The following is a 24,374-nucleotide window of genomic DNA, read 5'->3' as shown; positions in this document are numbered from 1 at the left end:
TCTTCAATACTGGTTTTTGTTAAAAATGACCCGAATTCTGGAATCGTATTTAAATTTCATAAACGCTGTTTTATCAAAAAAGTTTTCATCGTTTTGGCATATTGACTTAAATCTTTTATTGTGTGGAGCGTTATGTCTGCATGCATACTGATGGATCTAAATTTACAAAAATCAAAAATTTTTCATCTACACCAACTCTCCTACTCTTATTTATCGCTTTTTCATTCGATTCTAACTTGATTGTTACCGCAACGATAATAAATATTGGAGCGAGCAAAAACAAAGATATAGCAGATAAGACAATATCAAAAATTCTTTTTTGGAAAGACACTTCAAATAGGATAAACCAGCTTCAATAGGCTTTATCTTTCAAAGTCACAAAATTTTGCTGTATTTTAGTTTCATAATTTATTAACAACCAGAATTGTAAAATAATTAAACTCAAGTATAAACCATGAAACTAAAATTCTATTCATTGCTAGCGGCATTTTGTTTGTTAACTCTATTAAATTCAAGTAGCATAGCTCAAGTTAAAGACAATCAGTTATCTACTCAAGAGCAAAAAGAAGGCTACAAGCTTTTATTTGATGGAATAACTATTAAAGGCTGGCATCTTTACAACCAAGGGAAGATAGCATCGGTTTGGGTTGCAAAAAATGGTGAATTAAAATGTACACCTGGCTTAGAAGCTGCTCATGGTGATTTAGTAACGGATGAAAAATTTGAGAATTACGAATTAAAATTCGATTGGAAAATTAGCAAGGAAGGCAATAGTGGTGTTTTTATTAACGTACTAGAACGTAAAGATATCCCAACGGCATGGGCTTCAGGACCAGAATATCAACTTTTGGAGAAATCTCACTACGATTACGAAAAGGAAATGAAACGTTCTGGTTGTCTTTATAATTTCTCTAAACAACTGAACAATGCGGAGCTAAAACCTTTGGGCAGCTGGAATCAATCGGTTATAAAGCAACAAAATGGTGTAATAGAATTTTATTTGAATGGCATTCTTACTGCTAAACAAGATTTTAAGACAAAAGAATGGAGAGAAGCTATAGCTGCGACTAGCTTTAGTAATTTTCCTGAGTTTGGTAAATTTGTGTCAGGTCAAATTGCTCTTCAAGACTGGAACAAAGGAGTTTCCTTTAAAAATATCAAGATAAAAAACCTTTAACAATAATCAAGAAGCCTATAATTTAGGCTTCTTGATTGTTTTGATTTTGCATATTGGAGTTGCCACAGCATTCAACAGCTGGTTATTTTTATCTGAAAACGATAAAGAAGTAAAAACAATCAAGCCTTTGCAAGAAACCCAAATCATAGCTGTTCTGCCTTACGTTTTCCAAAAATTCTGATAGATTTGCAATAACTAACTTATTTATGAGCGAGCAGAATCCAAATTTCAAAGTGAGCGTAAACACCGAGATCGGTAGATTGCGAAAATTGTTAATCCATAGTCCAGATAGTGGTTTAGGAAAGGTTGTCCCTTCCAAAGCACAAGATTGGCTTTTCGAAGATATAGTACACTTAGATACCATTCGCAAGGGCGAATATGATTACTACATTAAGCTTTTGATGTATTTTCTCGATCCAGAAAAGATTAAAGGAAAGCTTGCACAAATAGATTCAGAAGAAGGCAATCGTAATTTTTACAAGCCTAATCACCCAGATTTTCATAATTCTACATCAGTAATCGAAATTCAGAATTTGCTGAGCGAAATGCTCGAAAACGAATCTATCCGTAAAAAATTAGTGGCTGCTGTATGTGCAATTGAGGGCTGTACTTACAAAGTGCAAATGGAATTAACAAATACTGATCCTAAGGAACTTGCAGAAATTTTTATTTCTGGAACGCTAGCTAACGATATCATGATTTTCGCCCCTATTCCGAATTTAATTTTCACACGTGATGTGGGCACAACAATTAATAATCATATTTTATTAAATAAACCTGCAAAAAAAGCTCGTGTTCGAGAAACGCTTTTAATGCGTTATATTTTCTTTAACCACCCTCTTTTTGAAAGTTATCGCAATAACATTCTCGAAATTCCAGATGTAACGATGCACTTTTTACGGCCAGGAGATGAACCCACTTTCAGTACAACTTTGGAAGGTGGCGACGTGATGATGGTTAGTCAAAATCACGTACTAATTGGTTGTAGCGAGCGAACTTCCGAACATGGTGCAAATGAAGCCATTAAATTATTATTTGATAACGATGTAGTAGAGAAAGTTACGGTTGTAAAAATACCAAGCAAGCGTGATTATATGCACTTAGACACTGTATTTACACAGGTGAAACGCAATACCTGGGTAATTTTAAATTCGATTGCACATTCTCCAAAATTCAATCCTTACGAGCCGATTAACTTTTTAAAGGAACCTGAAAAGCTGGAGGCTACAACAGCTATTCAGTTTACAAAAGCAAATCCGCAGGCACCGAAACATTTTGAACATGTTGAAGCTTTATTAAATGACATTAGTCAGAATGATTTAAAAAGCAACGAGCCAACTAAAATTATTTACAGTGGAAATAACCAGTTTCCTTATGATTCTAGAGAACAGTGGACAGATTCATGTAATCTCTTAGCTATTAAAGAGGGAGTTGTTTTAGGTTACGATAGGAACGATAAAACAGTTGAGGCCTTTAAAGCTGCTGGTTTTAATGTTGTAGATGTTAAAGATTTAATTCAAGATTTAGAAAGTGGGAAAGTTGATGCAGAAACATTGACAGACACTTTAATTTTAATGCCTTCAGCAGAACTATCTCGTGCACGAGGAGGTTTCCATTGTATGAGCCTACCAATTTTGAGAGATAACTTGGTTCATTAGTTTATCTGCTTAAGATGTGCATTCTTGGGCAATAGAATTGATGAACGTTAAATTTTACTAATTAAGCAAGTTACAAATGACTAATGAACAACTAAACTAATGAACCAAATAACCAACCACCTTTTAATGATTCGCCCAGTTGATTTTAAATTCAACGTACAAACAGCAGGCAATAATAAATTTCAGGTTGCTTCTACAGAAAGTAATATTCAAAAGCTTGCGCTCGAAGAATTTGACGGCTTTGTAGGCTTGCTCAGAAAAAACGAAGTTGATGTAACCGTTATAGATGATACCTTACAACCTGAAACTCCTGATTCTATTTTTCCAAATAATTGGGTTTCCTTTCATGATGATGGTTCTGTTTATTTGTATCCAATGTTTTCTGAAAACCGCAGACAAGAACGTAGAAGCGAGATTTTGGAAGGCTTAAAAGAAAAGTTTGAGGTTAACCACATTACTGATATTAGCTTTTATGAGCAACAATTTGCTTTTTTAGAAGGCACTGGTAGTATGGTTCTAGATAGACTTAATAAAGTTGCCTATGCTTGTTTAAGTGTTCGTACAGACAAAGAAGTACTGAATAACTTTTGCATGTTAAGTGGATATAGCGCTGTTTCTTTCCAAGCAGTTGATGGATCAAAATTTCCAATTTACCATACCAATGTGATGATGTGTATTGGCGATAAATTCGCAGTCATTTGTATGGATTCTATTCCAAACGCAGAAGAGCGAGAAAAAGTTGCAATATCTTTAATTGATAATGGTAAGGAAATCATCGAAATCAGTTTAGACCAAATGAATCGATTTGCAGGAAATATGTTGCAGGTTTCAAATGCTAAAGGCGAAAGTTTACTCGTAATGTCTGAACAGGCATTTTTATCGTTAAATACCACTCAGATAGCTCAGCTCGAAAAATATAGCAGAGTTATTTACGCACCAATTTACACCATCGAGAAAAATGGTGGTGGTAGTGCAAGATGTATGCTTGCAGAAATTCATTTACCAGAAAAGTGATGAATATCACGTGGGCTTATTCCAATTAGTTTTGTACTTTCGCCGAAAAATCATATACCATGTCATTAGTACAAGAGTTACAAATACGTTCAGGAAATAAATGCGAGTTATGTACAGCGGAAACAAATTTAGCTGTATATGAAGTTCCGCCAACGAGCAATGCCAATACTGATAATAGTATTTTAGTTTGTAAAATTTGCTTAGATCAGATTGAGAAAACGGAACAATTAGATACCGGTCGTTGGAAAATATTAAATGAAACCATGTGGTCTGAATTTGCACCTGTACAAGTTGTGGCCTGGAGAATGTTAAGCAGATTAAGAAATGAAGGTTGGGCTGCAGATAGTTTAGACATTTTATATCTGGAAGAAGATACCTTAGAATGGGCTAAAAAAACTGGGGATCATGAATTAGATGGAAATGTAGAGTTTCATCAAGATAGCAACGGCACACGCTTATACGAAGGCGATACAGTGGTTTTAGTAAAAACTTTAGACGTTAAGGGTTCTACCTTAAGCGTGAAATTGGGCACAGTTGTAAAAAACATTCGCCTCGTTCATGATAATACAGAACAAATTGAAGGTAAAGTTGAGGGACAAACCATTGTAATACTTACTAAATACCTTAGAAAGGGATAATCCTTTTTCCGTTATTGCGAGAAACGAAGCAGTCTTGCAACTTAAGCTTTTCAAACAAGCATTTGGATTGCTTCATACCTCACAATAACGATCGATTTATCACCAAACTGGTGGCGCATAAAAATTTTGTAAATTCTCGCAATCGTAACCAAATTTGGTTAATAATGAAACCGCATCGCCAATTTTATCGATGCTCGAATCTATTCTAAGAATTTTATCTGAATCTCCTAAATCTACACTCCAGGTGGCACCAGAAAGCAGATTATTTAAATGTTGGGCTATTTTGCTTAATTCAACTCCTGATTGAATATTTGTTCTAAAAATCGAAATCATAATCGGGGTTATTTAATGATTTTGTTAAGTTTTGATGTTGTAGACGATTGAACTTTAGAATTACTTTAAAAAAATTTAAATTTTATTTAACAACTTGATTTTAAGTTAAATAAAATCTGAATCAACCAAAGCCCACTTGCCAGCACCCTTGTAAAAGAGGGAATTTGGGCGTTTAACAATCGTTGAATAGTAGTAATTGTATAAGTAATTTAAACCTGACAGGAGCGGCAGCCCCGAGTTTTTCTACGAGGGCTACAGCGAATGGCAGGACTTTCGGAAACGATTAGCACTGCAATTGCTTTTCGAAAAAATATACTCCGCAGATTTTAGAATGATAAACTCAGATTTTTAAAAATTTATTCTGCGAAATCTTCTCAAATCTGGAGAAAACAATTCAATTAAATCCGAGAAAAATATTTCTGAGAAAGCCGCATAATCTGCTGGAAATTACCGAACAAAACAGCATCTATTTAAAGATAGGTTAAACACATTTTAACATTAGTTGTTTACAAATGAGGCGATGAGGTTGTTGCCAGAAAAATATTGCGTTTCTCTACAGTAAAAATATTTTCAATACCGATTAATTCTCGATTTAAAATTACATTTTTGCAAAAATTATTTAAAAGTAAATGCAGAGTTACTCAGAATTTCTTGATCTAAGTGTTGGCTTTCCACAGGATGGCTTTGATGTTATAGATGATGAATTATATTTTCAGGATTTAAACCTGATGGAAATGATTGAAACTTACGGTACGCCGCTACGTTTCACGTATTTACCGATGGTGAGTAAGAAGATTCAGCAAGCGAAGATTCTTTTTCAAACTGCCATTTTAAAGAACAATTACCGTGGCGATTATAAATATTGCTATTGTACAAAAAGTTCGCACTTCCGCCATATTGTTGAGGAGGCTTTGAAGAATAACATCCACTTGGAAACTTCTTCGGCTTTTGATATGCCAATGGTTGATGCTTTGGAGAAAAAAGGTGTTTTAACGAAAGATACAACCATTATTTGCAACGGTTTTAAAACATACCAATACAAGCAATATATTATTGATATGTTGCACGATGGTTATACAAATATTATCCCTGTATTAGATAACAAGGAGGAATTTAACCTTTTTGATGATGAGGTTGATATTGATACTCCTTGTAATTTAGGTATTCGTATTGCGGCTGAAGAGCAGCCAGATTCGCAATTCTATACTTCGCGTTTGGGTGTGCGCATGGAAGATATTATTGATTTTTACAATAATAAAATCGTTCATAACCCGAATTTCAGAGTAAAATTATTGCACTTCTTTATCAATTCTGGTATTACCGATTCGCCATATTACTGGAACGAATTAGAGAAATATGTAACGCTTTATTGCAAATTCAAAAAAATTAACCCTGATTTAGATACTTTGGATATCGGTGGCGGAATGCCATTTAAAGATTCATTGGTTTTCGATTTCGATTACGAATACATGGTTAACGAGATTGTAAAAAGGATTAAAGAAATTTGTGCTATTCATGATGTAATGGAACCAGATATTATTACCGAATTTGGTAAATATACGGTTGCTGAAGCATCGGGTATTTTATACAAAGTACTGGGTAGAAAGCAACAAAATGATCGCGAGCGTTGGTTAATGCTCGATGGTTCTTTTATTACCAATTTACCAGATGTTTGGGCGTTGAACCAAAAATATATCTTATTACCAATTAACAATTGGGACGCTGAATATGAACGTGTAAACTTAGGTGGAATAACTTGCGATGGTCAGGATTATTACAACCAGGAAGCGCATATGAACAGTGTATTTATGCCAAAAACACGTAAAGTTCAGTATTTAGGTTTCTTCCATACTGGTGCTTACCAGGAAGTACTGAGCGGTTACGGTGGTATTCACCATTGTTTGTTGCCTAGTCCGAAACATGTGTTGATCCGCAGAAATCGCGATGAAAGCTTTAATTTTGAGGTTTTTGGAGAAGAACAAAATAGTAAGCAAGTTTTGAAAATTCTGGGTTATTAATTGAGTTTCCTGTTACGAGTTTTCTGTTACAGGTTCTAAATCTATAAAAATCTTTGAGCGCTGAGTATTTACTTGGCGCTTTTTTTGTGCGTTATTATTTGTTATATCTAAATTATGAAAAGTCAGGAAAGTAAATTATTAGAAAGAATTACATTCATCCCTGGACTAATGGGCGGTAAGCCAACAATTAGAGGTAATCGATTTACTGTAATTGATATTATGGAACTTCTGTCATCAGGAATGACACACGAACAAATTTTGGAGGAGCATCCCATCCTCGAGGCTGATGACATAAAGGCTGCTTTGGTCTTTAGCACAAAACAACTTAGGGATGAATATATTTACGAATGATTGGGAGTTTTGGTTAGATGAAAATATCTCTCCGATTATCGCCAAATGGCTAATGGACGAAATAAATATCAAATGTATTTCGTTTCATTTTCTAAAATTGAACAAAACCTCAGATATCGAAGTTTACAATCTGGCCCGAAGCAAAGCAAAGGTTGTTATCGTATCAAAAGACTCTGACTTTCCTGAAATTGTTGCATGGAAGGAACTCCGCCAAAGTTAATTTTCCTCTGATTTGGTAATTGTTCTAATAAACAGTTTTATGATAAATTGAAAAGTGAAATTTATCATGCTATGGAAGAACTTATCTATGGGGATTTGGATATATTTGAAATAAAATAAAGACTCATGCAATTCGGTAAAGTAGAAGACCCATCGATTATAGATTTCACACTCCCTGCAGATGCTCCAGAAACGAAAGGAATATTAGCAGCGAATAAAGCTAAACAAAACTTTCATGCATCCGTTGGCTGTGCTAAATGGAACAAAGCAGACCTCAAAGGCTTTTATCCAAAGGGGACAAAAGATGAATTAACGTATTATTCAACTCAATTTAATTCGATTGAACTTAATGCAACATTCTACGGAATGCCAAGTAGCGAACAGGTTATTACATGGACGCAAAAAACACCAGCTGACTTTAAGTTTTTCCCAAAATTAACCAATACAGTTAGTCACTTTAAAAGATTGATTAATGTGAAAGAGCCTGTTGAGCAATTCTGCGATGCGATTAGTAACTTCGAAGATAAGCTAGGAATGGCTTTTCTTCAATTACATGATAACTTTAAGCCTAAAGATTTTGATCGCTTAAAAACCGTTGTTAAAGAATTCCCTAAAGTTATTCCATTAGGTGTTGAAGTTAGAAACGAAGAGTGGTTTTCTAACCCAGCCATTGCGAAAGAATTTGCTGAGTTATTTGAGAAGAACGGCATTGCAAACATTATTGTTGATACAGCTGGAAGAAGAGATATGTTACATATGCGTTTAACCTCTCCTACGGCTTTTATTCGATATGTTGGCGCAAATCACGAAAGCGATTATGCTCGCTTAGATGAATGGGTGGAAAGAATTGCTGAATGGAAAGAACAGGGCTTAGAAAATTTGTATTTCTTCGTTCACCAAAACGTAGAATTGGCCTCACCGCTCCTTTCTGCATATTTTATTGAGAATTTAAACAAAGCGATTGGAACGGATTTAAAAATCCCAGTTATGGGAAATGGAACTACCCCAGCGCCTTCTTTATTTTAGAATCGAAATCTTGCAGTTTATAAACCGCAAGATTTTTCATTCTAACTCAAAGCTTGTATCTCTTGCTTTTGCCTTTTATACTGAATTGCGAAAGCTAATAACAAGCCCATTGCCACAATACTTAAACTGAATGGAAATAGATATTCCATACCCAAGCCAGTTGAAACAGCTCCAAGTAATGGTCCAGTAATACCTAAAGAAAGATCAATAAATAAGCCATAATTCCCTAAGGCTGCACCTTGACTTGAAGCAGGAATTAAACGTACGGCTTCTACGCCAAGTGCTGGAAAAACTAAAGAAAAACCTAATCCTGCTATGCCCGCACCTACCAGTGTAAAAGTTGGATTGATAGCCATTGCAATAATGCTTAAACCAACAACTTCCAAAGCCAGGCAAGCAATCGCAGTTTTCATTCCGCCATATTGATTAATAGCATTCGAAAACACCAATCTACCTAAAACGAACATTATACTAAAAAGTGAAAGGCATAGAACAGCACCCGTCCAATGTTGGTTTATGTAATAAATGGTGATGAATGTAGAGATCGCACCAAAACCTATACCTCCAGCAGCAAGACATAATCCGTATGGCGTAACCTTTTTAAGCACGCGTAAGAATGACTGCGGTGCTTCCTTGCTCTTTCCTATGATGTTTATTTTGCTTTTGGCATAGAAAAATCCACCGATACCAATTAAAATAATAAATATTGCTATATATTGAATACCAAAAGTATTGCTGATTATAACACCTAATGGGGCTCCAGCAGCTAATGCACCGTAATTTCCAATCCCATTATAACTTATTGCTTTTGCTGTATGTTGACTCCCTACTTTAAAAATTGCCCAATTAATAGGACTTGCACCCACTAATCCTTCAGAGAACCCTGTTACCAAACGCATTACCACAAGCAATGCTAAACTCAACATTCGATAATCTTTTAAAAATGCGACTACAAGTAATAACATGCCACTTAAAACAAAACCTACCATACTCATCATTACCGCAGGTTTTGGTCCTTTCTTATCTACAATTTTGCCACCAAACCCACGAAATAAAAAAGTTGCAGCGTATTGTAAACTAATTACAATACCAGCAATCATTGTACTAAATGCTAAGCTTCCATGAAGATATTCTGGCAAAACGGCTAAAGTTAAACCAATTGTAAAATAGCCTAAAAAAGTAAAAGCTACATAACCAACAATGGTTAAATTTAGTTTGGAGATGGAAATATTTTGTGTTTCGAACTGCATAAAACAAAGACTTGCTATGCTACAAATCTCTTAAAAATTAAGCAGCATAATGCTTTAAAAGTGCAGTTTGACTTTAAAGAAACACTTAGTGTAATAAAAACACTAAGAAAGGTATCAATTACTAGTTAAATTCTTTTGTAAATCGTTTCTGTTGCCTTAGCCTCTTCCCCTTCGGGTGAAATGTTATAGGCAGAAAAAATAATTTCGTCATCATTTAAAACCTCTAGCTCCGTTCTCCAGCCCCAAGGCTGATCGCCATACTCAGGGCTTCCATAAGTACCTAAAATAGCAAAACCATTATCGGTAAATTCGCCAGAGGAAAGCATAATTTGCGTACCCATATGAAAACTATCAACCCAACTTGCCGTAAATCTTTGGTAAGGAATATCAAATCCGAAAATCATTTTTCCTTCAAAAGGATTTCCATCTAAACTCCCTTGGTAATCATAAGATATAAAACGACTACCCAGTATTGTAGTAATTTTTCCGTTCATTGGAGATTCATCAGCAAGTAAATCTTTTTCAAACCAAGTTTTGGTTTTTCCGTGCCACTCTCCTACCAAACTTTGCAATAATTTATGAGGTCCTTTCTCCAGCGATAATTCAAATTTGCTTTTAGCCATATTCAAACTTAAAGAAATATTATATGAGTTGAAAACTGATTATTATTTTTTGATAGTTAATAAATTATTATCTTGTTTTATGCTAAAAACGGTAGATCTCAATCAGGTAATGGTTATCGATATAGAAACTGTTCCTCAATATGCTTCGTACGATGGTGTACCTCAACATTTACAAGATTTGTGGGCACAAAAAACGCAACATCAAAGAAAACCTGAACAGAGCGCTGATGATTTCTATGAAAATGCAGGCATCATGGCCGAATTTGGTAAGATTATATGCATTAGCTTGGGTATTTTTTATCAGCAAAACAATACCCAATTTTTGCGCATTAAATCTATTTATGGTGAGGATGAAAATAAAATACTAACAGATTTTTCGGATTTATTAAGCAAGCAAGTACCTACATTAATGTTTTGCGCACACAATGGTAAAGAATTTGATTATCCTTACTTATGCCGCAGGATGTTAGTTAACAGAATTGAAATCCCCATACAGTTACAAATTTCTGGTAAAAAACCATGGGAGGTAAACCACATCGACACTATGGAACTTTGGAAATTTGGCGATTATAAAAATTACACATCTTTAAATTTATTGGCAGCTATTTTAAATGTTCCTACACCAAAGGATGATATTGACGGAAGCATGGTTCGACAGGTTTATTACGAAGAAAAGAATTTACCTAGAATTGTAACTTATTGCCAGAAAGATGTAATTACTACCGCTCAGGTTTTATTAAAGTTTAAGGGAATGGATATAATTTCATCAGAAAACATTACAATTGTAACCTGATGCTAAACGTTGAAAACTTAAATATCGATTTCTACAATCAAGACGAGAAAACCTGGTTCAAAGCGGTTAAAACTATTAGTTTTAATGTAAAGAAAGGAACAGTTTTAGGAATTGTAGGCGAATCTGGTTCTGGTAAGTCGGTTACTTCCTTTTCGATAATGCGTCTGCATGATGAGCGCTCGGCAAAAATAACTGGGGCTATTGATTTTGAATCTGTTAGCTTACTTAATTTAAGTTCAAATGAAATCCGTCAAATCAGAGGTAATCAGATTTCGATGATTTTTCAGGAACCTATGACTTCGTTAAACCCTGTTTTTACTTGCGGAGAACAAGTTGCAGAAGCCATTATGCTCCACCAAAATGTAAATAAAGCAGAAGCAAAAAAACATACCATCGAACTTTTTAACGAAGTTCAATTACCAAGACCAGAAAATATCTTCGACAGTTATCCTCATCAAATTTCTGGTGGACAAAAGCAAAGAGTTATGATTGCTATGGCTTTAAGCTGTAATCCTAAACTTTTAATCGCCGATGAACCGACTACAGCATTAGATGTTACCGTTCAAAAAACAATTTTACAACTTCTTTTAAAACTTAAAGAAGAACGAGACATGGCAATGATTTTTATTTCGCATGATTTAGGCGTTGTAAATGAAATAGCAGATGAAGTTGCGGTAATGTACAAAGGTGAAATTGTGGAACAAGGTCCTGCAAAATCAATTTTCAATAATCCACAACATCCGTATACGAAAGGTTTATTAGCTTGTCGCCCCTCGCCTGCTTTGCAACTTAAAAAATTACCAGTGGTAGCCGATTTTTTAACGGGTGTAATAGCTGATGCCACAGCACATTTAAATGCATCTAACCAGTTAACAAGCGAAGAAATACAATCGAGAAGAACGACGCTTTACGAGCAAAATCCCTTATTAAAAATTGAAAATTTATCAACTTGGTATCCTGTAAATAGTGGTTTTCTTTCCAAAAACAAAGAATATGTTAAAGCAGTAGATCAGATCAATTTCGAGGTTTTCCCCGGTGAAACTTTAGGTCTTGTTGGAGAATCTGGTTGCGGTAAAAGCACATTGGGTAGAAGTATATTAAGGTTAATACAACCAACATCAGGTAGTATAATTTTTGAAGGTAAAGACATTACCCATATCAGCAAAGCTGAAATGCGAAAACTTAGAAAAGATATTCAGATTATTTTTCAAGACCCTTATGCTTCTTTAAACCCAAAGTTAACTATTGGCCAATCTATTTTAGAGCCTCTACAAGTTCACAAATTATTTAAAAGTGATGGAGAACGAAAAGTAAGAGTTTTAGAACTACTTAATAAAGTTGGTTTAAAAGAAGAACATTACAATCGTTACCCACACGAATTCAGTGGCGGTCAGCGACAACGTGTTGTAATTGCCCGTGCTTTAGCATTAGAACCTAAATTTATCATTTGTGATGAATCGGTTTCAGCTTTAGATGTTTCTGTGCAAGCGCAGGTTTTAAATTTAATTAAAGATTTACAGCGAGAATTCGGGCTAACTTACATCTTTATCTCGCATGATTTAGCGGTTGTGAAACACATTTCAGACCGAATTATGGTTATGAATAAAGGAAAGATTGAAGAAGAAGGTTTTCCAGAAGATATATTTTATGCACCAAAAGCTGCTTACACCAAAAAACTAATTGATGCAATTCCTGGTAATTAAGAATTTCAAACTATTGCTTTTCGCGCTACTTTTTGCAATTCATTTTAAGTCCAACGCTCAGGAAAATTTTGTAAAAATTATTTCTTCTGAGTATATTTTCGAAAATGCACCGTTTGAAGCTTGCCACGCTTCTACATTGGTCGAAATAGACGATAAATCTATTATGAGCGCTTGGTTTGGTGGTAAACACGAAGGCAGTAAGGATGTTTCGATCTGGTCATCAACAAAAAAAAATGGTAAGTGGAGTGCACCGCTAGAAATTGCAAATGGTTTTCAGAACGATACTTTACGCTATCCTTGCTGGAATCCAGTTTTATTTAAAGCTAAAAACGGTACACTTTACTTACATTATAAAGTTGGACCCAACCCTAGAACCTGGTGGGCCGAGTATAAAACATCGAATAATAATGGCAAAACCTGGTCTTTAGCACAAAAACTTCCCGATGGATTTTTAGGACCTATAAAAAATAAACCTGTTCAAATCCTTAATGGAAGTATACTTTATCCATCGAGTATCGAAAGTTTAGATGAAAAAACGTGGAGCATCCACATAGAAAAAACAGATGAATTTGCCAAAAACTGGAAAAAAATAAATATCGATTGTGATACTTTTGGCGTTATTCAACCTTCTATCCTAACTTATCCGAATGGTAAACTTCAGTTACTATGCCGAAGCCGACAAAATGTAATTATCGAAAGCTGGTCTGTAGATAACGGAGAAAGCTGGTCAAAGCTTAAGCCAACAAAACTACCTAATCCAAATTCGGGAAGTGATGCCGTTACCTTAAAAGATGGTCGTCAAATCTTAATTTATAACCCGTTAGAATCTGGCAAAAATTGGTGGGAAGGTCGTTCTGTTTTAAAATTGGCCATTTCAAAAGATGGAGAAAACTGGGCGAATATTTATACGCTCGAAGAACATCCAAAAGGCGAATACAGTTATCCTGCAATTATCGAAAGTAAAGATGGTGTAATTCATTTGAGTTATACTTCGCTAAGAAAAAAGATTAAATATGTAAGTTTACGACTTAAATAAATTGTTTCTTAGCATCATCAATCTGACATTTTACATCTAAAAACCGCCTATTTTGCATCTTTTCTGTATCTTCGGTAAATACACTTTAGCATATGGCAAAGAAAAAATCTGCAAACATAAAATTAGTTCTGAATCAACTGGTTAGTGATATCTTCGAAAAAAACAGCAATCAGCCACTTAACTATAAGCAGGTTTCAGCCAAGTTAAACCTCACCGATCAGGAATCAAGAGAAACCATTCTCGAGATTTTAAAAGAAGGCAAAGGTGCAGGCATTTATCTTGAACCTGAAAAAGGAAAATTCAAGCTTAAAGAACTTCAAAACTTCATTATTGGCCGTGTAGATATGACTGCTGATGGTTCTGCATACATTATACCAGAAGACGAGTTTGAGAAAGACGTATTTGTTGCACCAAGAAAGTTAAGAAATGCCTTACATGGTGATACAGTTAAAGCTTATGTTTTTGCGAAAAAGGATGGAAGAAAAAATGATGGAGAAATTGTTGAAATCATTAAAAGAGCAAAATCTGATTTTACAGGTGTAATTAAAATCTCCGATCGCTTTGCCTTTGTTATTGCCGATGATAAGAAAATGCTTCATGATATTTTCGTTCCGTTAGGTGATATTTTAGGTGCAAAAAATGGGCAAAGAGTTTTAGTAAGCTTAACCGATTGGCCCGAAGGTGCTAAAAACCCGATTGGTACGGTTAAACATGTTCTAGGCGATCAGGGTGAAAATAACACAGAAATGAATGCCATTTTAGCACAATATGGTTTTCCTTTATCTTTTCCCCCACAAGTAGAAAAAGAAGCAAATGCAATTCCTGAAGAAATTCCTGCAGAAGAAATTTCTAAGCGCAGAGATTTTAGAAGTGTATTAACATTTACTATTGATCCAGCCGACGCAAAGGATTTTGATGATGCTATATCTTACCAAAAATTACCAAACGGAAACCACGAAATTGGTGTACACATAGCTGATGTTTCACATTATGTACTTCAGGGAACTGACTTAGATAAAGAGGCTTATAGTCGTGCAACTTCAGTTTATCTGGTTGATCGGGTTATTCCGATGTTACCAGAACGATTAAGTAACGGCGTTTGCTCTCTACGACCGCATGAAGATAAACTTTGTTTTGCCGCTGTTTTCGAGTTAGACGAGCAGGCAAATATTGTAAGTGAATGGTTTGGCAGAACGGCCATTCATTCTGACAGAAGATTCAGTTATGAAGAAGCACAGGAAGTTATAGAAAATAAAGCTGGCGATTATGCTACCGAAATATTAAAACTTAATGAGTTAGCTTATATTCTTAGAGATCGGAAATTTAAAAACGGTGCAATTAGTTTCGAAAGCACCGAAGTTAAATTTAAACTCGATGAAAGTGGTAAGCCTATTGGCGTTTATGTAAAAGAACGTAAAGATGCCCACAAACTTATCGAAGATTACATGCTTTTGGCAAATCGAAAGGTAGCCGAATTTATTGCCAAAAAGCAAAAGGGAGAAAAGAAATTAACCTTCGTTTATCGGGTACACGACTCACCAAACATGGAAACCTTAAACACTTTTGCCAATTTTGCATCGAGGTTTGGTTATAAAGTAAACACTAAGTCGGATAAAGAAATAGCCAAATCTTTAAACAGTTTGATGGCTGACGTTGAAGGTAAAAAGGAACAAAATATTTTAACTTCTCTGGCTATACGCTCAATGGCTAAAGCTATTTACACAACAAAAAAAACTAGCCATTATGGGTTAGCTTTCGAATATTATACACACTTTACTTCTCCAATTCGTCGTTACCCTGATGTAATGGCGCATCGTTTACTGCAAACCTATCTAGACGGGGGAAAATCTGCCGATGCAGAATTTTATGAAGTTGCAAGTGCTCACTCCTCTGCTATGGAAAAACGAGCAGCCGAAGCCGAGCGTGCGTCGATAAAATATAAACAGGCCGAATACCTTGAAAACAATATAGGCGAGGTATATAAAGGAATTATTTCAGGGGTTACCGAATGGGGAATGTACGTCGAAATTGAAGAAAATAAATGCGAAGGTATGATTCGTTTACGCGATATTTCTGATGATTTTTATGTTCTTGATGAGAAAAACTATTGTATAGTTGGTCAACGTAAAAAGAAAAAATATCAATTGGGCGACGAAGTAATGATTAGAGTTAAAAAAGTAGATTTAGCTAAACGGCAGATCGATTTTTCATTAATGCAGGATTAAAAACTGATAAAAAAAATTAGCACTCAATTCTAGCAAAAATTTAAGATACAATCAGGTAAACGGAAGATATGAAAATCAAAAATAATATGCCTCGTAATTGGCAATTTTGGAAAGATGATCAAACTAGTAAACGCACTTCCAGATAAGAAGAATCTATATAAACCTTAGAAGAATTTCCGCAAGTAAAAAAATAAAATGCATACAACAGTACAATTACAGCAAATTTTAGAAACGGCAATAAAAAACCTTAAATTTCCCGCTAGCCCTCAGCAACTTTACGACCCAATAACTTACATTATTAACCTTGGAGGTAAAAGAATTCGCCCGTTACTTGTATTAATGGCTACCGAATTATTTGGCGAAGATGCTAACGAATCTATTAATGCCGCCATGGCAGTAGAAGTATTTCACAATTTCACGCTGATACACGATGACATAATGGATAATGCGCCCTTACGTAGAGGAAAAGCAACCGTTCATGAAAAATGGAGTACCAACATAGCAATTTTAAGCGGTGATGTAATGATGGTTGAAGCCAATAAAAATTTGGCAAAGGTAAATTCTATTTTCCTTAAAGATGTGCTTGATACCTTTAATGCTACAGCTCAAGGCGTTTGCGAAGGTCAACAGCTCGATATGGAGTTTGAAGAGCGTAATGATGTAAGCATTGAAGAGTACATCAACATGATTAGGTTAAAAACTGCTGTATTACTTGGTGGTGCTTTAAAATTAGGCGCAATTATAGGTAATGCATCCGAAAAAGATGCAGATTTAATATACCAGTTCGGAGAAAATATTGGTATTGCATTTCAATTACAAGATGATATTTTGGACGTTTATGCTGATCCTGAAAAATTTGGGAAACAAGTTGGAGGCGATATTATTGCCAACAAAAAAACTTTTCTATTGTTAAAAGCATTCGAACTTGCAGAAGGTCAAAATCTTGAGGAGCTAGAGGTATGGACTAAACTTACCGATTTTTCTATTAATGAGAAGGTTGAAACGATCACGCAGATTTACAATAATCTTAACATTAGAAACATTGCAAAAGAAACAATGGATGCTTATCTGAGTAAAGCTTTAAATTTACTAAACCAGGTAAATGTTAACGATGAAGCCAAAAAAGATTTACTGACCTTAACTAATCAATTAATGAACAGGCAATATTAAATTCCGTTTAATCTTAATTAATAAAACGCTGAAAAACAGCGTTTTTTTTTACACAAATATTCTTGCAAACAAAAATGCCTCATCGATTTAACATCAATGAGGCATCTTTTACAAGTTGAATACTAATTATTCTGCAGATGCAGCTTCTTCAGTAGCTTCGTCTTTTTTAGCTGCTTTTTTAGCAGGCGCTTTTTTAGCTGGAGCTTCTGCAACAGCTTCAACAGCTACGGCTTCTTTTTTCGCTTTTGGAGCTTTAGCAACTGCTGCTTCAATTTCTGCTTCTGTGATAGGAAGAATAGAAACGTAAGATTTGTTATCAGCTTTCTTTCTGAAAACTACAGTTCCATCAACCAAAGCAAATAAAGTATGGTCTCTACCAATACCAACACCTTTATCAGGGTGGTGTTTTGTACCACGTTGACGTACTAAAATGTTTCCTGCGATAGCTAACTGACCACCGAAAACTTTAATACCTAAACGCTTACTATGCGATTCACGTCCGTTTTTCGAACTACCGGCTCCTTTTTTGTGTGCCATGATTTTATATTTTGTAACTCATTAAATAATGAGTTATTGGGTTAACAATTAATTATAGAGTGATGTCAGAAATCTGAATCTTTGTGAAAAACTGGCGGTGACCGTTTTTCTTTTTGTAACCTTTTCTACGTTTTTTGTGGAAAACGATTACTTTATCACCTTTTAAATGAGATACGATAGTTGCTGAAACTTTAGCACCTTTAACTGCAGGAGCCCCTACAGTGATTGCACCACCATTATCAACCAACAATACATTATCAAATTCAATACTAGCGCCTTCATCTCCTTGCAATCTGTGTACAAAAAGGTGCTGGTCTTTAGCAACCTTAAATTGCTGTCCTGCTATATTTACTATTGCGTACATTGTTTAAATATTAGTTTTATAATTTTTATTTAACGAGGTGCAAATATAGAACAAATTCAATTAACACACAAACAGATATTAAAAATAAATTTCAATTAATCTTAAGGTCCCAGAATTTAGAGAATTTAGGGATTTAAAATCCATTTGTAAATACTATAAAAAGCTTTTTAAAAAAGCACAAGCGGTCAATATTTAGGCTTTTTCTGAATGAGTGCTTAATAAATTGAAGGCTAAATTTTAAAAATAAATTAACTATTTGTAAAGCACAGCATGCTAATAATCTCGTTCCTCCTGCCCTGCTATTCACTTTACTTGCCTCATAAAAATTCGGCTGCGTGTTCGCTCCTATCAGGTTTAATTTACGCAGGTAAGTATTTCTATTATTGTTAGCACCAAGCAAATTGCAATTGGTTTGTGCTGCCTATGTTAATAAACCCGATTGAACGAAAATACTTTTTAAATTGTATTGACGCAAATATTATTGCGTATGCTGAGGCACGAAGCATCGGCTACCGATGAAAAATATCTTTTTGCCCGCGAATGACAGAGGTTGTTTTAAAAAGATTGCAGAGAAAGCGGGACTGTTATTTCCTAAGACCTACAGTACATTAATTTTCAAAAAAAGAAATGCTTAACGTGTTTAGTTAAAAAATGTTAAATCTGCTCTATCTTATTACGAATATTTCGTAGTTTTACGAAAACTAAATAATAGAAACTATGAAAAATACATTAATTGTTTGCTGCGCAACCGCCCTATCCTTAACATGCTTTGCTCAAAAACCAGATAAAGCATTAGCCAGAGTAAGATACACCTTTACACATATTAACGACACAACTGCAAAAGACAAGCCTCATAAAGAAAACATGTTGCTTGTAACTGGAAATAACGCTTCTGTTTATACAAGTTACGACAAACTAAATCAGGCAATTAATGGCAAAAAACAAATTTTAGAGCAATTAAAAAATCAATCGGGAAGTGCGAACATGAAAATTGAAATTAAGAGCGAAATGAAGTCGCCAGTTACACAAATAGATTATTTCTTTTTTGCTAACGAGCATAAAATGTTTAGTAAAGAAAAATTGTTTAACAATTACATTATCGAAGAACCTGCCGCCCAAATTGATTGGAAAATAGCAAAAGATACCATGAGTTTCTCGGGTATTGCGTGCCAAAAGGCTACCACGAATTTTAAAGGAAGAAACTGGATTGCCTGGTTTGCTAATGAAATTCCTTTTCAAAGTGGTCCCTGGAAGTTAAATGGCTTGCCTGGACTAATTGTGGAAGCTTATGATGAAAAAAAAGAAGTAAAATTTGAATTTGCAGGTTTAGAAAATGTTACCGAAGGAGAAGAAAATAATTCTTCGGGCGATGAACAGAAAATCACGATGCCAAACGGTTCTTTCGGATCGATTAGAATTGCAGGGATTGAAACCAGTACAGCTTATCTGGGTACAGAAATTAAACTCCCTTCTGACGCCATAAAAACAACCAGAAAAGAACTTGATAAGCTAAGAGAAGCCCGTGATAAAGATCCGCAGGGATTTATGCAAGCGCAAATGGCGGCTAACGGCATGCAAGGAACATTCAAAATGAATACCGCCCCTCGTCCAAGTGGATCATCAACTATTAATAAACCAGAAATAAACAATCCTATCGAAATTTCTGATAAAAAATGAGAAAGGCTACATTAATTTTAGTCCTGTTTTTAATAGGTTCTTTTTGCGTTTTTGCACAAAAACCTATTAAAGGCATTGTTAAAGATGCTAAAGGTATGGGCGTAGAGTCTGTAAATGTTAATTTGAAGGATATTGAAGGAAATATCATCAGTTTTACCAGAACGAATAAAAATGGAGCGTTTAATCTTCAGATTAAAAATGATCAGGTTATTGGTTATAAAATTGAGGCTACGAGCATTGGCTATAAAAAACAATCAATTTCAATTGCAGATGTTAACCAAAGTCAGGATTTAATTTTACAAGCAAGTGAGACCAACCTGGAAACCGTAACCGTTAAAAATAGGCCTTCTTTAACATCGAATGGAGACACATTAAATTACAAAACAGCCGATTTTGCAGATAAGCAAGACCGAAGTATTGGCGATGTGCTTAAAAAAATGCCAGGGATTGAGGTTGCTGAAAACGGGAAGATTAGCTATAATGGGAAATCAATTTCTAATTTATATGTTGATGGCGACAATTTGCTGGATGACAAATACAATATTGGCACAAAAAGCATTCCTCAAGGTGCGGTCGATAAGGTGCAAGTCATTCAAAACGATCAGCCAGTTAAAATGATGCGCAAAAACAACACCAGCGATGATGTAGCCCTAAACCTGGTTATTAAAGATGATGCAAAACTCAAAGTTATGGGCGATGCAACTGTTGGAGCTGGAACGCCAAATCGCTTTGATGAAAACCTGACAGCCATGTTGTTTAACAAAAAATTAAAATTCATTAATAATATAAAAGGAAACAATATTGGCATTGATCCTGGTATTGATTTAATCTCGCATAACTTATCTGATTACTTGAATCGTGTAGACAACAGTAAACCAAGCGGATTATTATCTACAGGAGCTGCTGGCGTGCCTTCGTTGCCACAAAGCAGGTATCTATTCAACAAAGCGGCAGTATTAAATTTCAATAACTTGTATAAGTTTAATCAGGATTTGCAGTTAAGGGCAAACATTTCTTACTTATATGATGAACGAAAACAGCAGTATAATAAATTTTCGCAAACCTATTTAGCAGACCAAACAATTAGTTATTCAGAATTTCAGAACAATGAGATTAATCCACAAAAGCTAAGGGCTCAATTCAATTTAAACAAAAATGCTGAAGGTGATTATCTCAACAATAATTTCGTTTTGGATTATTCACCTTTTAAAACTACATCGGCCTTTTCTATTAATAATGTTGCCGCAAATCAAATTTTAAGACAAGAAACCTTTGATCTTTCAAATGAGTTCAATTATCGCAAGAAGCTAAAATCAGAAAATGTAATCAATTTTTATTCGTATTTAAATCGAACTGCCCAGCCAGAAGCTTTGAACATTTCTCCAGGTTTAAATGCAGATATACTGAATAATGGCAATAGCTATTTGGGCTTAAATCAATACATCAAATTGCCAACATGGTACACGAACAACTATGTATCATTTGCTTTTGTAAATGGAGGTTTCGTTCAGACTTATAAAACGGGGCTTAATTTTCAACAGCAAAATTTAAATTCTGAACTTTATCGTATTCAAAATAATCAGACCTCAGAATTGGTTTCGCAAAGTACTGTTAATGATTTAAATTGGTTTAAAAGCAGAGTTTATGCGGAAGCCAATTATGATTTTACAAGTGATAAATTTAAAGCTGGTTTGAGTTTACCGTTAAGCTATAATCGAATTAATTACAGCGACCCGAAAAATGCTTTAGAGAACCTCTTAAATAAATTGTTTTTAAATCCATCGTTTAATATTAAATACCAAACAGGGATTGAAAATTATTTAACAGCCAATTACTTTTATAAAAATGATTTGGGTGGCATAGATGATGTTTTTCGCGGAACTATATTAAAAAACTACCGATCGTTATTTGCAAACAATGCCCCTATTTCCGAATCAAAAATACATGGTTTTGGTGGTGCATTTAATTTTAGGAAAGCAATGCAGATGTTCTTCTTCAATGCATCGGCCAATTACAGTACTACAGAACTTAACACCATATCGTCTTATAATCTAAGTAATAATATCCAACAGCGAGTTGTTTTGCCTTTAGCAAATCATATTAAAAACTTATCATTTAGTGCAAATGCGAGCAAATATCTTTTCGAATTAAAGAGTACGGTAAACTTGGGTGCTAATTTTTCGCAAAGCAAATATGATCAACTTCAAAACGGAGAACTTTTGCCGTTTAATTCGAAAACACTATCATATAAAGCAGGAATCGAAGCTAAACTAGCAAGTTTTATGAATTGGTCGTACAATGCAACTTATTCTATTACCGATAACAAAGCTGATATTGCAAATGCAATTAATACTAACTTTCAGCAATTGAGGCAGCAATCTTCATTGGCGATTACCACATTCGAAAATGTGTATCTAAATTTATCAGCTGAACACCTATTTACACATCAGTCCAGTCAGCCAAATTTGAAATACTTGTTTGCTGATGCGAATGTAAAATATAAAATGGTGAAGCTTAAAACAGATATTGAATTTGGGATAACCAACTTAACCAACATTAAACAATTTGATGCCATTTACATTTCGGCAAACTCGCTAACAACAGGAACCTATCTAATTCCTGGAAGAGTTGCAATGCTAAAAGCCAGGTTTAATTTTTAAAATAACAAAGCCTCTGGGTAACAGAGGCTTTGTTATTTTATTTATTTTTTGTTTTAAGATTCATAATCCCTTCTTTATTCAAGGTTATGCTTAAAATTTCATCGGGCATTATTTTCGAAATTTCTTTCTGCGAAATCTCATTTCCATTTAAAATATAAGTAAAAGTTTTAGTACGCTTTGCACCCACATCCATTGTAGTAGTATTTGTATAGGTGTAAACTTTTTTAGGTGCCCCCAAACTATCTTTCGATGCATTTGCCATGCTTGTTAGATGAATAAAATTAACTGCCTTTAATGGCTCGGCAGCTCTATTTTCATCTTCCGATTTTTTAATTCTGATGATTATATTTTTTACATCGGGTTTATTTTCGGTATGGATTGTATCACCAGTATTAAAAAAGAACTTCGTAATAAAACTTTTTTTAGATCCTTCTTTATCCTTTACTAAAGCTAAATCTTCCATGCTTTTAAACACAACATCTAATGCTATGGTATCTTTATTAATATTCAATTCTTGTTGCTTTGTTTCAATTTTTGGTTGACCTGCACTTTTTCGCTTATTTAAAACTTTGCGGTTACGTTTTTCTTTAACATCGATTTTTGGTAAAATCTCGATAAAAATCTTTTCTATGGGCAATATTTTAGTTTGAACAGCTTTCTTGTCAATTGTAAAAGCAAGCGTAATGCACAGTAGAACAGGCAAAACAAACATATACCTTGTTAAGTTAACTTTTGATGAGCGTTTAGCGTTCATCATTTTTATTCTCTTTTTTAAATCAGAAAGATTAAAATTATTAACTATTGCAACTGATGGCCTTAATGTTCCAACATCTAACAAGCTATATTGATATGCTTTTTTATCTATTCCTTTATTTAAAATTTTAGCATCGGTAATAAACTCTATATTTTCGCGAACTGCCTTTTTCATTAACCAAATACCAGGATTGAACCAATAAAAAACCAAACTTATCTCGGTTAGAATAATATCGATGGTATGTAGTTCTTTGACATGTACTTTTTCATGCTCAATAATGTTATTTAAATCTTCCTTTTTATGTAAAATCGGATTAACATAAATGGTTTGCCAAAATGAAAAAGGGCTCACTTCATCACTTAAAATTCTAACTTTTTGGCTCTCAATTAACCCTGGCTTTGAATTCTTGTGCACTCGGCTTAGCGATATAAACTGAATCAATAATCTGAAAGCCATAAAAAGCATACCTACATAAAATACAAACGTTAAGCTATGCCACATTAGGTCAAAAAAATCGACTTTAGCCAAAGCTTCAACGTTTTGATTTAATCCTGGAACAAAAGCAGGCAATACCTCATTATTTCCAAAAAACTCTGTTAAGTTGATAAATGGATACACGGTTGAGAAAAGTATTCCAAAAAGCAAAAAAACTCTATTAATAGTATAGAAAGTAAGTTTGCGTAAAACCAGGTGGTAAGCTGCTGCGAAAAGCAACAGAACCAAATTAATTTTAAATAAGATTAGAAAGAAATGTGGCATAACATTACTTTTCAGGATTTTCGATGAGGTTAATTATCTCTTTTAGTTCTTCCGCACTTATCTTCTTATCCTTGGCAAAAAAAGCAACCAACTCTTTATACGAGCTTTGAAAATAATTATTCACAAAGCCATTCATAAAACGCTTTTTGTATTCTGTTTCCTTAACTTTTGCACTGTATCGGTTTGCATTTGCAAAGCGTTCGCTAACTAAAAAACCTTTGCGTTCGAGGTTTTTCACCGTTGATGCTAAAGTTGTATATGGTGGTTTGGGCTCTGGCAAAACATCCATAAAATCTTTAATAAAGCCTTTTCCAACCTGCCAAACGGCCAGCATTGCTTCTTCTTCCTGTAAAGTTAACTTCTCCATTTAATTACGAATATATCGTAAA

Annotated in this window: 23 protein-coding genes; 15 read left to right on the top strand and 8 right to left on the bottom strand. The window is 34.5% G+C overall.

The genetic code is table 11. The features are described 5' to 3' along the window. Positions 1-130: 130 nt before the first annotated feature. Positions 131-331: a sugar transferase gene (locus ABD692_RS20995; RefSeq protein ID WP_425567353.1), complete on the bottom strand. Its 201-nt coding sequence runs from the start codon at positions 329-331 to the stop codon at positions 131-133. 123 nt (positions 332-454) lie between these two features. Here ABD692_RS20995 and ABD692_RS18200 point away from each other — a divergent pair, with 123 nt between their 5' ends. The 4 genes from ABD692_RS18200 (at position 455) to ABD692_RS18185 (ending at position 4,487) form a co-directional block, all read left to right on the top strand. Next, positions 455-1,177, top strand: a complete 723-nt coding sequence (locus ABD692_RS18200) for a 3-keto-disaccharide hydrolase (protein ID WP_344769247.1) — start codon at positions 455-457, stop codon at positions 1,175-1,177. Between the two features lie 206 nt (positions 1,178-1,383). Further along, on the top strand, positions 1,384-2,835 hold the full coding sequence (locus ABD692_RS18195) for an arginine deiminase family protein (RefSeq protein ID WP_344769245.1): 1,452 nt from the start codon (positions 1,384-1,386) through the stop codon (positions 2,833-2,835). A gap of 99 nt (positions 2,836-2,934) precedes the next feature. After that, the gene (ctlX, locus tag ABD692_RS18190; RefSeq protein WP_344769243.1) at positions 2,935-3,849 is read left to right on the top strand and encodes a citrulline utilization hydrolase CtlX; all 915 of its coding nucleotides are present in this window, start codon (positions 2,935-2,937) and stop codon (positions 3,847-3,849) included. Positions 3,850-3,908: 59 nt separating this feature from the next. Then, positions 3,909-4,487 carry a PhnA domain-containing protein gene (locus ABD692_RS18185; RefSeq protein ID WP_344769241.1) on the top strand — a complete coding sequence of 193 codons (579 nt, stop codon included), beginning with the start codon at positions 3,909-3,911 and terminating at the stop codon, positions 4,485-4,487. Positions 4,488-4,586: 99 nt separating this feature from the next. On the opposite strand, the gene ABD692_RS18180 is transcribed toward ABD692_RS18185, so the two are convergent. Next, positions 4,587-4,820 (bottom strand): hypothetical protein, encoded by a 234-nt coding sequence (locus ABD692_RS18180; protein ID WP_316761526.1) that lies wholly within the window; start codon positions 4,818-4,820, stop codon positions 4,587-4,589. Positions 4,821-5,449: 629 nt separating this feature from the next. Here ABD692_RS18180 and ABD692_RS18175 point away from each other — a divergent pair. The 4 genes from ABD692_RS18175 to ABD692_RS18160 all read left to right on the top strand — a co-directional run bounded on the left by ABD692_RS18175 (position 5,450) and on the right by ABD692_RS18160 (position 8,434). Continuing rightward, positions 5,450-6,838, top strand: coding sequence for an arginine decarboxylase (locus ABD692_RS18175; protein WP_316761524.1), 1,389 nt, complete (start codon positions 5,450-5,452; stop codon positions 6,836-6,838). Positions 6,839-6,952: 114 nt separating this feature from the next. Next, complete coding sequence (locus ABD692_RS18170; protein ID WP_316737547.1) at positions 6,953-7,189, top strand: DUF433 domain-containing protein; 237 nt, start codon at positions 6,953-6,955, stop codon at positions 7,187-7,189. Further along, positions 7,170-7,409: a DUF5615 family PIN-like protein gene (locus ABD692_RS18165; RefSeq protein WP_344769237.1), complete on the top strand. Its 240-nt coding sequence runs from the start codon at positions 7,170-7,172 to the stop codon at positions 7,407-7,409. Before ABD692_RS18170 ends, ABD692_RS18165 begins: the two co-directional genes overlap by 20 nt. A 125-nt stretch (positions 7,410-7,534) precedes the next feature. Beyond that, positions 7,535-8,434, top strand: a complete 900-nt coding sequence (locus ABD692_RS18160; protein WP_344769235.1) for a DUF72 domain-containing protein — start codon at positions 7,535-7,537, stop codon at positions 8,432-8,434. A gap of 41 nt (positions 8,435-8,475) precedes the next feature. On the opposite strand, the gene ABD692_RS18155 is transcribed toward ABD692_RS18160, so the two are convergent. Further along, positions 8,476-9,684 carry an MFS transporter gene (locus tag ABD692_RS18155; protein WP_344769233.1) on the bottom strand — a complete coding sequence of 403 codons (1,209 nt, stop codon included), beginning with the start codon at positions 9,682-9,684 and terminating at the stop codon, positions 8,476-8,478. 125 nt (positions 9,685-9,809) lie between these two features. Then, entirely contained in the window at positions 9,810-10,307 is a 498-nt protein-coding gene (locus ABD692_RS18150; protein WP_344769232.1) for a DUF1579 domain-containing protein, read from the bottom strand. 79 nt (positions 10,308-10,386) lie between these two features. Here ABD692_RS18150 and ABD692_RS18145 point away from each other — a divergent pair, with 79 nt between their 5' ends. The 5 genes from ABD692_RS18145 (at position 10,387) to ABD692_RS18125 (ending at position 17,234) form a co-directional block, all read left to right on the top strand. Next, complete coding sequence (locus ABD692_RS18145; protein WP_344769230.1) at positions 10,387-11,100, top strand: 3'-5' exonuclease; 714 nt, start codon at positions 10,387-10,389, stop codon at positions 11,098-11,100. Beyond that, complete coding sequence (locus ABD692_RS18140) at positions 11,100-12,803, top strand: ABC transporter ATP-binding protein (protein ID WP_344769228.1); 1,704 nt, start codon at positions 11,100-11,102, stop codon at positions 12,801-12,803. The genes ABD692_RS18145 and ABD692_RS18140 overlap by 1 nt, the downstream gene beginning before the upstream one ends. Then, complete coding sequence (locus ABD692_RS18135; protein WP_344769226.1) at positions 12,784-13,839, top strand: sialidase family protein; 1,056 nt, start codon at positions 12,784-12,786, stop codon at positions 13,837-13,839. Before ABD692_RS18140 ends, ABD692_RS18135 begins: the two co-directional genes overlap by 20 nt. 92 nt (positions 13,840-13,931) lie before the next feature. Beyond that, entirely contained in the window at positions 13,932-16,064 is a 2,133-nt protein-coding gene (rnr, locus tag ABD692_RS18130) for a ribonuclease R (RefSeq protein ID WP_344769224.1), read from the top strand. Between the two features lie 195 nt (positions 16,065-16,259). Then, positions 16,260-17,234, top strand: coding sequence for a polyprenyl synthetase family protein (locus ABD692_RS18125; protein WP_344769222.1), 975 nt, complete (start codon positions 16,260-16,262; stop codon positions 17,232-17,234). A 126-nt stretch (positions 17,235-17,360) separates the two neighbouring features. Here ABD692_RS18125 and rpmA read toward each other — a convergent pair whose 3' ends face one another. Together rpmA and rplU are read right to left on the bottom strand one after the other, a co-directional pair. Further along, positions 17,361-17,771: a 50S ribosomal protein L27 gene (rpmA, locus tag ABD692_RS18120; RefSeq protein WP_316761500.1), complete on the bottom strand. Its 411-nt coding sequence runs from the start codon at positions 17,769-17,771 to the stop codon at positions 17,361-17,363. 52 nt (positions 17,772-17,823) lie between these two features. Next, positions 17,824-18,135 (bottom strand): 50S ribosomal protein L21, encoded by a 312-nt coding sequence (rplU, locus tag ABD692_RS18115; RefSeq protein ID WP_010601215.1) that lies wholly within the window; start codon positions 18,133-18,135, stop codon positions 17,824-17,826. Positions 18,136-18,852: 717 nt separating this feature from the next. Here rplU and ABD692_RS18110 point away from each other — a divergent pair. Beyond that, on the top strand, positions 18,853-19,812 hold the full coding sequence (locus ABD692_RS18110; protein ID WP_344769217.1) for a GLPGLI family protein: 960 nt from the start codon (positions 18,853-18,855) through the stop codon (positions 19,810-19,812). After that, the gene (locus ABD692_RS18105; RefSeq protein WP_344769215.1) at positions 19,809-22,472 is read left to right on the top strand and encodes a TonB-dependent receptor; all 2,664 of its coding nucleotides are present in this window, start codon (positions 19,809-19,811) and stop codon (positions 22,470-22,472) included. Before ABD692_RS18110 ends, ABD692_RS18105 begins: the two co-directional genes overlap by 4 nt. Positions 22,473-22,509: 37 nt before the next feature. Here the strand turns inward: ABD692_RS18105 and ABD692_RS18100 are convergent, their stop codons facing one another. Together ABD692_RS18100 and ABD692_RS18095 are read right to left on the bottom strand one after the other, a co-directional pair. Continuing rightward, complete coding sequence (locus tag ABD692_RS18100) at positions 22,510-23,985, bottom strand: M56 family metallopeptidase (protein WP_344769213.1); 1,476 nt, start codon at positions 23,983-23,985, stop codon at positions 22,510-22,512. Positions 23,986-23,989: 4 nt separating this feature from the next. Then, positions 23,990-24,352: a BlaI/MecI/CopY family transcriptional regulator gene (locus ABD692_RS18095; protein ID WP_316761488.1), complete on the bottom strand. Its 363-nt coding sequence runs from the start codon at positions 24,350-24,352 to the stop codon at positions 23,990-23,992. Positions 24,353-24,374 lie beyond the last annotated feature (22 nt).

Origin of the sequence: Pedobacter ginsengiterrae, from assembly GCF_039537385.1 — a bacterium.
GTDB lineage: Bacteria > Bacteroidota > Bacteroidia > Sphingobacteriales > Sphingobacteriaceae > Pedobacter > Pedobacter ginsengiterrae.
Note: the sequence above shows the minus strand (reverse complement) of the source record. Positions and strands in the feature narration are given on the sequence as shown.

What these genes read in the sequence shown, in the direction of transcription:
- ABD692_RS18200 (WP_344769247.1), top strand. Translation starts at nt 455, where the DNA reads ATGAAACTAAAATTCTATTCATTGCTAGCGGCATTTTGTTTGTTAACT.
- ABD692_RS18195 (WP_344769245.1), top strand. Translation starts at nt 1,384, where the DNA reads ATGAGCGAGCAGAATCCAAATTTCAAAGTGAGCGTAAACACCGAGATC.
- ctlX (WP_344769243.1), top strand. Translation starts at nt 2,935, where the DNA reads ATGAACCAAATAACCAACCACCTTTTAATGATTCGCCCAGTTGATTTT.
- ABD692_RS18185 (WP_344769241.1), top strand. Translation starts at nt 3,909, where the DNA reads ATGTCATTAGTACAAGAGTTACAAATACGTTCAGGAAATAAATGCGAG.
- ABD692_RS18180 (WP_316761526.1), bottom strand. Translation starts at nt 4,820, where the DNA reads ATGATTTCGATTTTTAGAACAAATATTCAATCAGGAGTTGAATTAAGC.
- ABD692_RS18175 (WP_316761524.1), top strand. Translation starts at nt 5,450, where the DNA reads ATGCAGAGTTACTCAGAATTTCTTGATCTAAGTGTTGGCTTTCCACAG.
- ABD692_RS18170 (WP_316737547.1), top strand. Translation starts at nt 6,953, where the DNA reads ATGAAAAGTCAGGAAAGTAAATTATTAGAAAGAATTACATTCATCCCT.
- ABD692_RS18165 (WP_344769237.1), top strand. Translation starts at nt 7,170, where the DNA reads ATGAATATATTTACGAATGATTGGGAGTTTTGGTTAGATGAAAATATC.
- ABD692_RS18160 (WP_344769235.1), top strand. Translation starts at nt 7,535, where the DNA reads ATGCAATTCGGTAAAGTAGAAGACCCATCGATTATAGATTTCACACTC.
- ABD692_RS18155 (WP_344769233.1), bottom strand. Translation starts at nt 9,684, where the DNA reads ATGCAGTTCGAAACACAAAATATTTCCATCTCCAAACTAAATTTAACC.
- ABD692_RS18150 (WP_344769232.1), bottom strand. Translation starts at nt 10,307, where the DNA reads ATGGCTAAAAGCAAATTTGAATTATCGCTGGAGAAAGGACCTCATAAA.
- ABD692_RS18145 (WP_344769230.1), top strand. Translation starts at nt 10,387, where the DNA reads ATGCTAAAAACGGTAGATCTCAATCAGGTAATGGTTATCGATATAGAA.
- ABD692_RS18140 (WP_344769228.1), top strand. Translation starts at nt 11,100, where the DNA reads ATGCTAAACGTTGAAAACTTAAATATCGATTTCTACAATCAAGACGAG.
- ABD692_RS18135 (WP_344769226.1), top strand. Translation starts at nt 12,784, where the DNA reads ATGCAATTCCTGGTAATTAAGAATTTCAAACTATTGCTTTTCGCGCTA.
- rnr (WP_344769224.1), top strand. Translation starts at nt 13,932, where the DNA reads ATGGCAAAGAAAAAATCTGCAAACATAAAATTAGTTCTGAATCAACTG.
- ABD692_RS18125 (WP_344769222.1), top strand. Translation starts at nt 16,260, where the DNA reads ATGCATACAACAGTACAATTACAGCAAATTTTAGAAACGGCAATAAAA.
- rpmA (WP_316761500.1), bottom strand. Translation starts at nt 17,771, where the DNA reads ATGGCACACAAAAAAGGAGCCGGTAGTTCGAAAAACGGACGTGAATCG.
- rplU (WP_010601215.1), bottom strand. Translation starts at nt 18,135, where the DNA reads ATGTACGCAATAGTAAATATAGCAGGACAGCAATTTAAGGTTGCTAAA.
- ABD692_RS18110 (WP_344769217.1), top strand. Translation starts at nt 18,853, where the DNA reads ATGAAAAATACATTAATTGTTTGCTGCGCAACCGCCCTATCCTTAACA.
- ABD692_RS18105 (WP_344769215.1), top strand. Translation starts at nt 19,809, where the DNA reads ATGAGAAAGGCTACATTAATTTTAGTCCTGTTTTTAATAGGTTCTTTT.
- ABD692_RS18100 (WP_344769213.1), bottom strand. Translation starts at nt 23,985, where the DNA reads ATGCCACATTTCTTTCTAATCTTATTTAAAATTAATTTGGTTCTGTTG.
- ABD692_RS18095 (WP_316761488.1), bottom strand. Translation starts at nt 24,352, where the DNA reads ATGGAGAAGTTAACTTTACAGGAAGAAGAAGCAATGCTGGCCGTTTGG.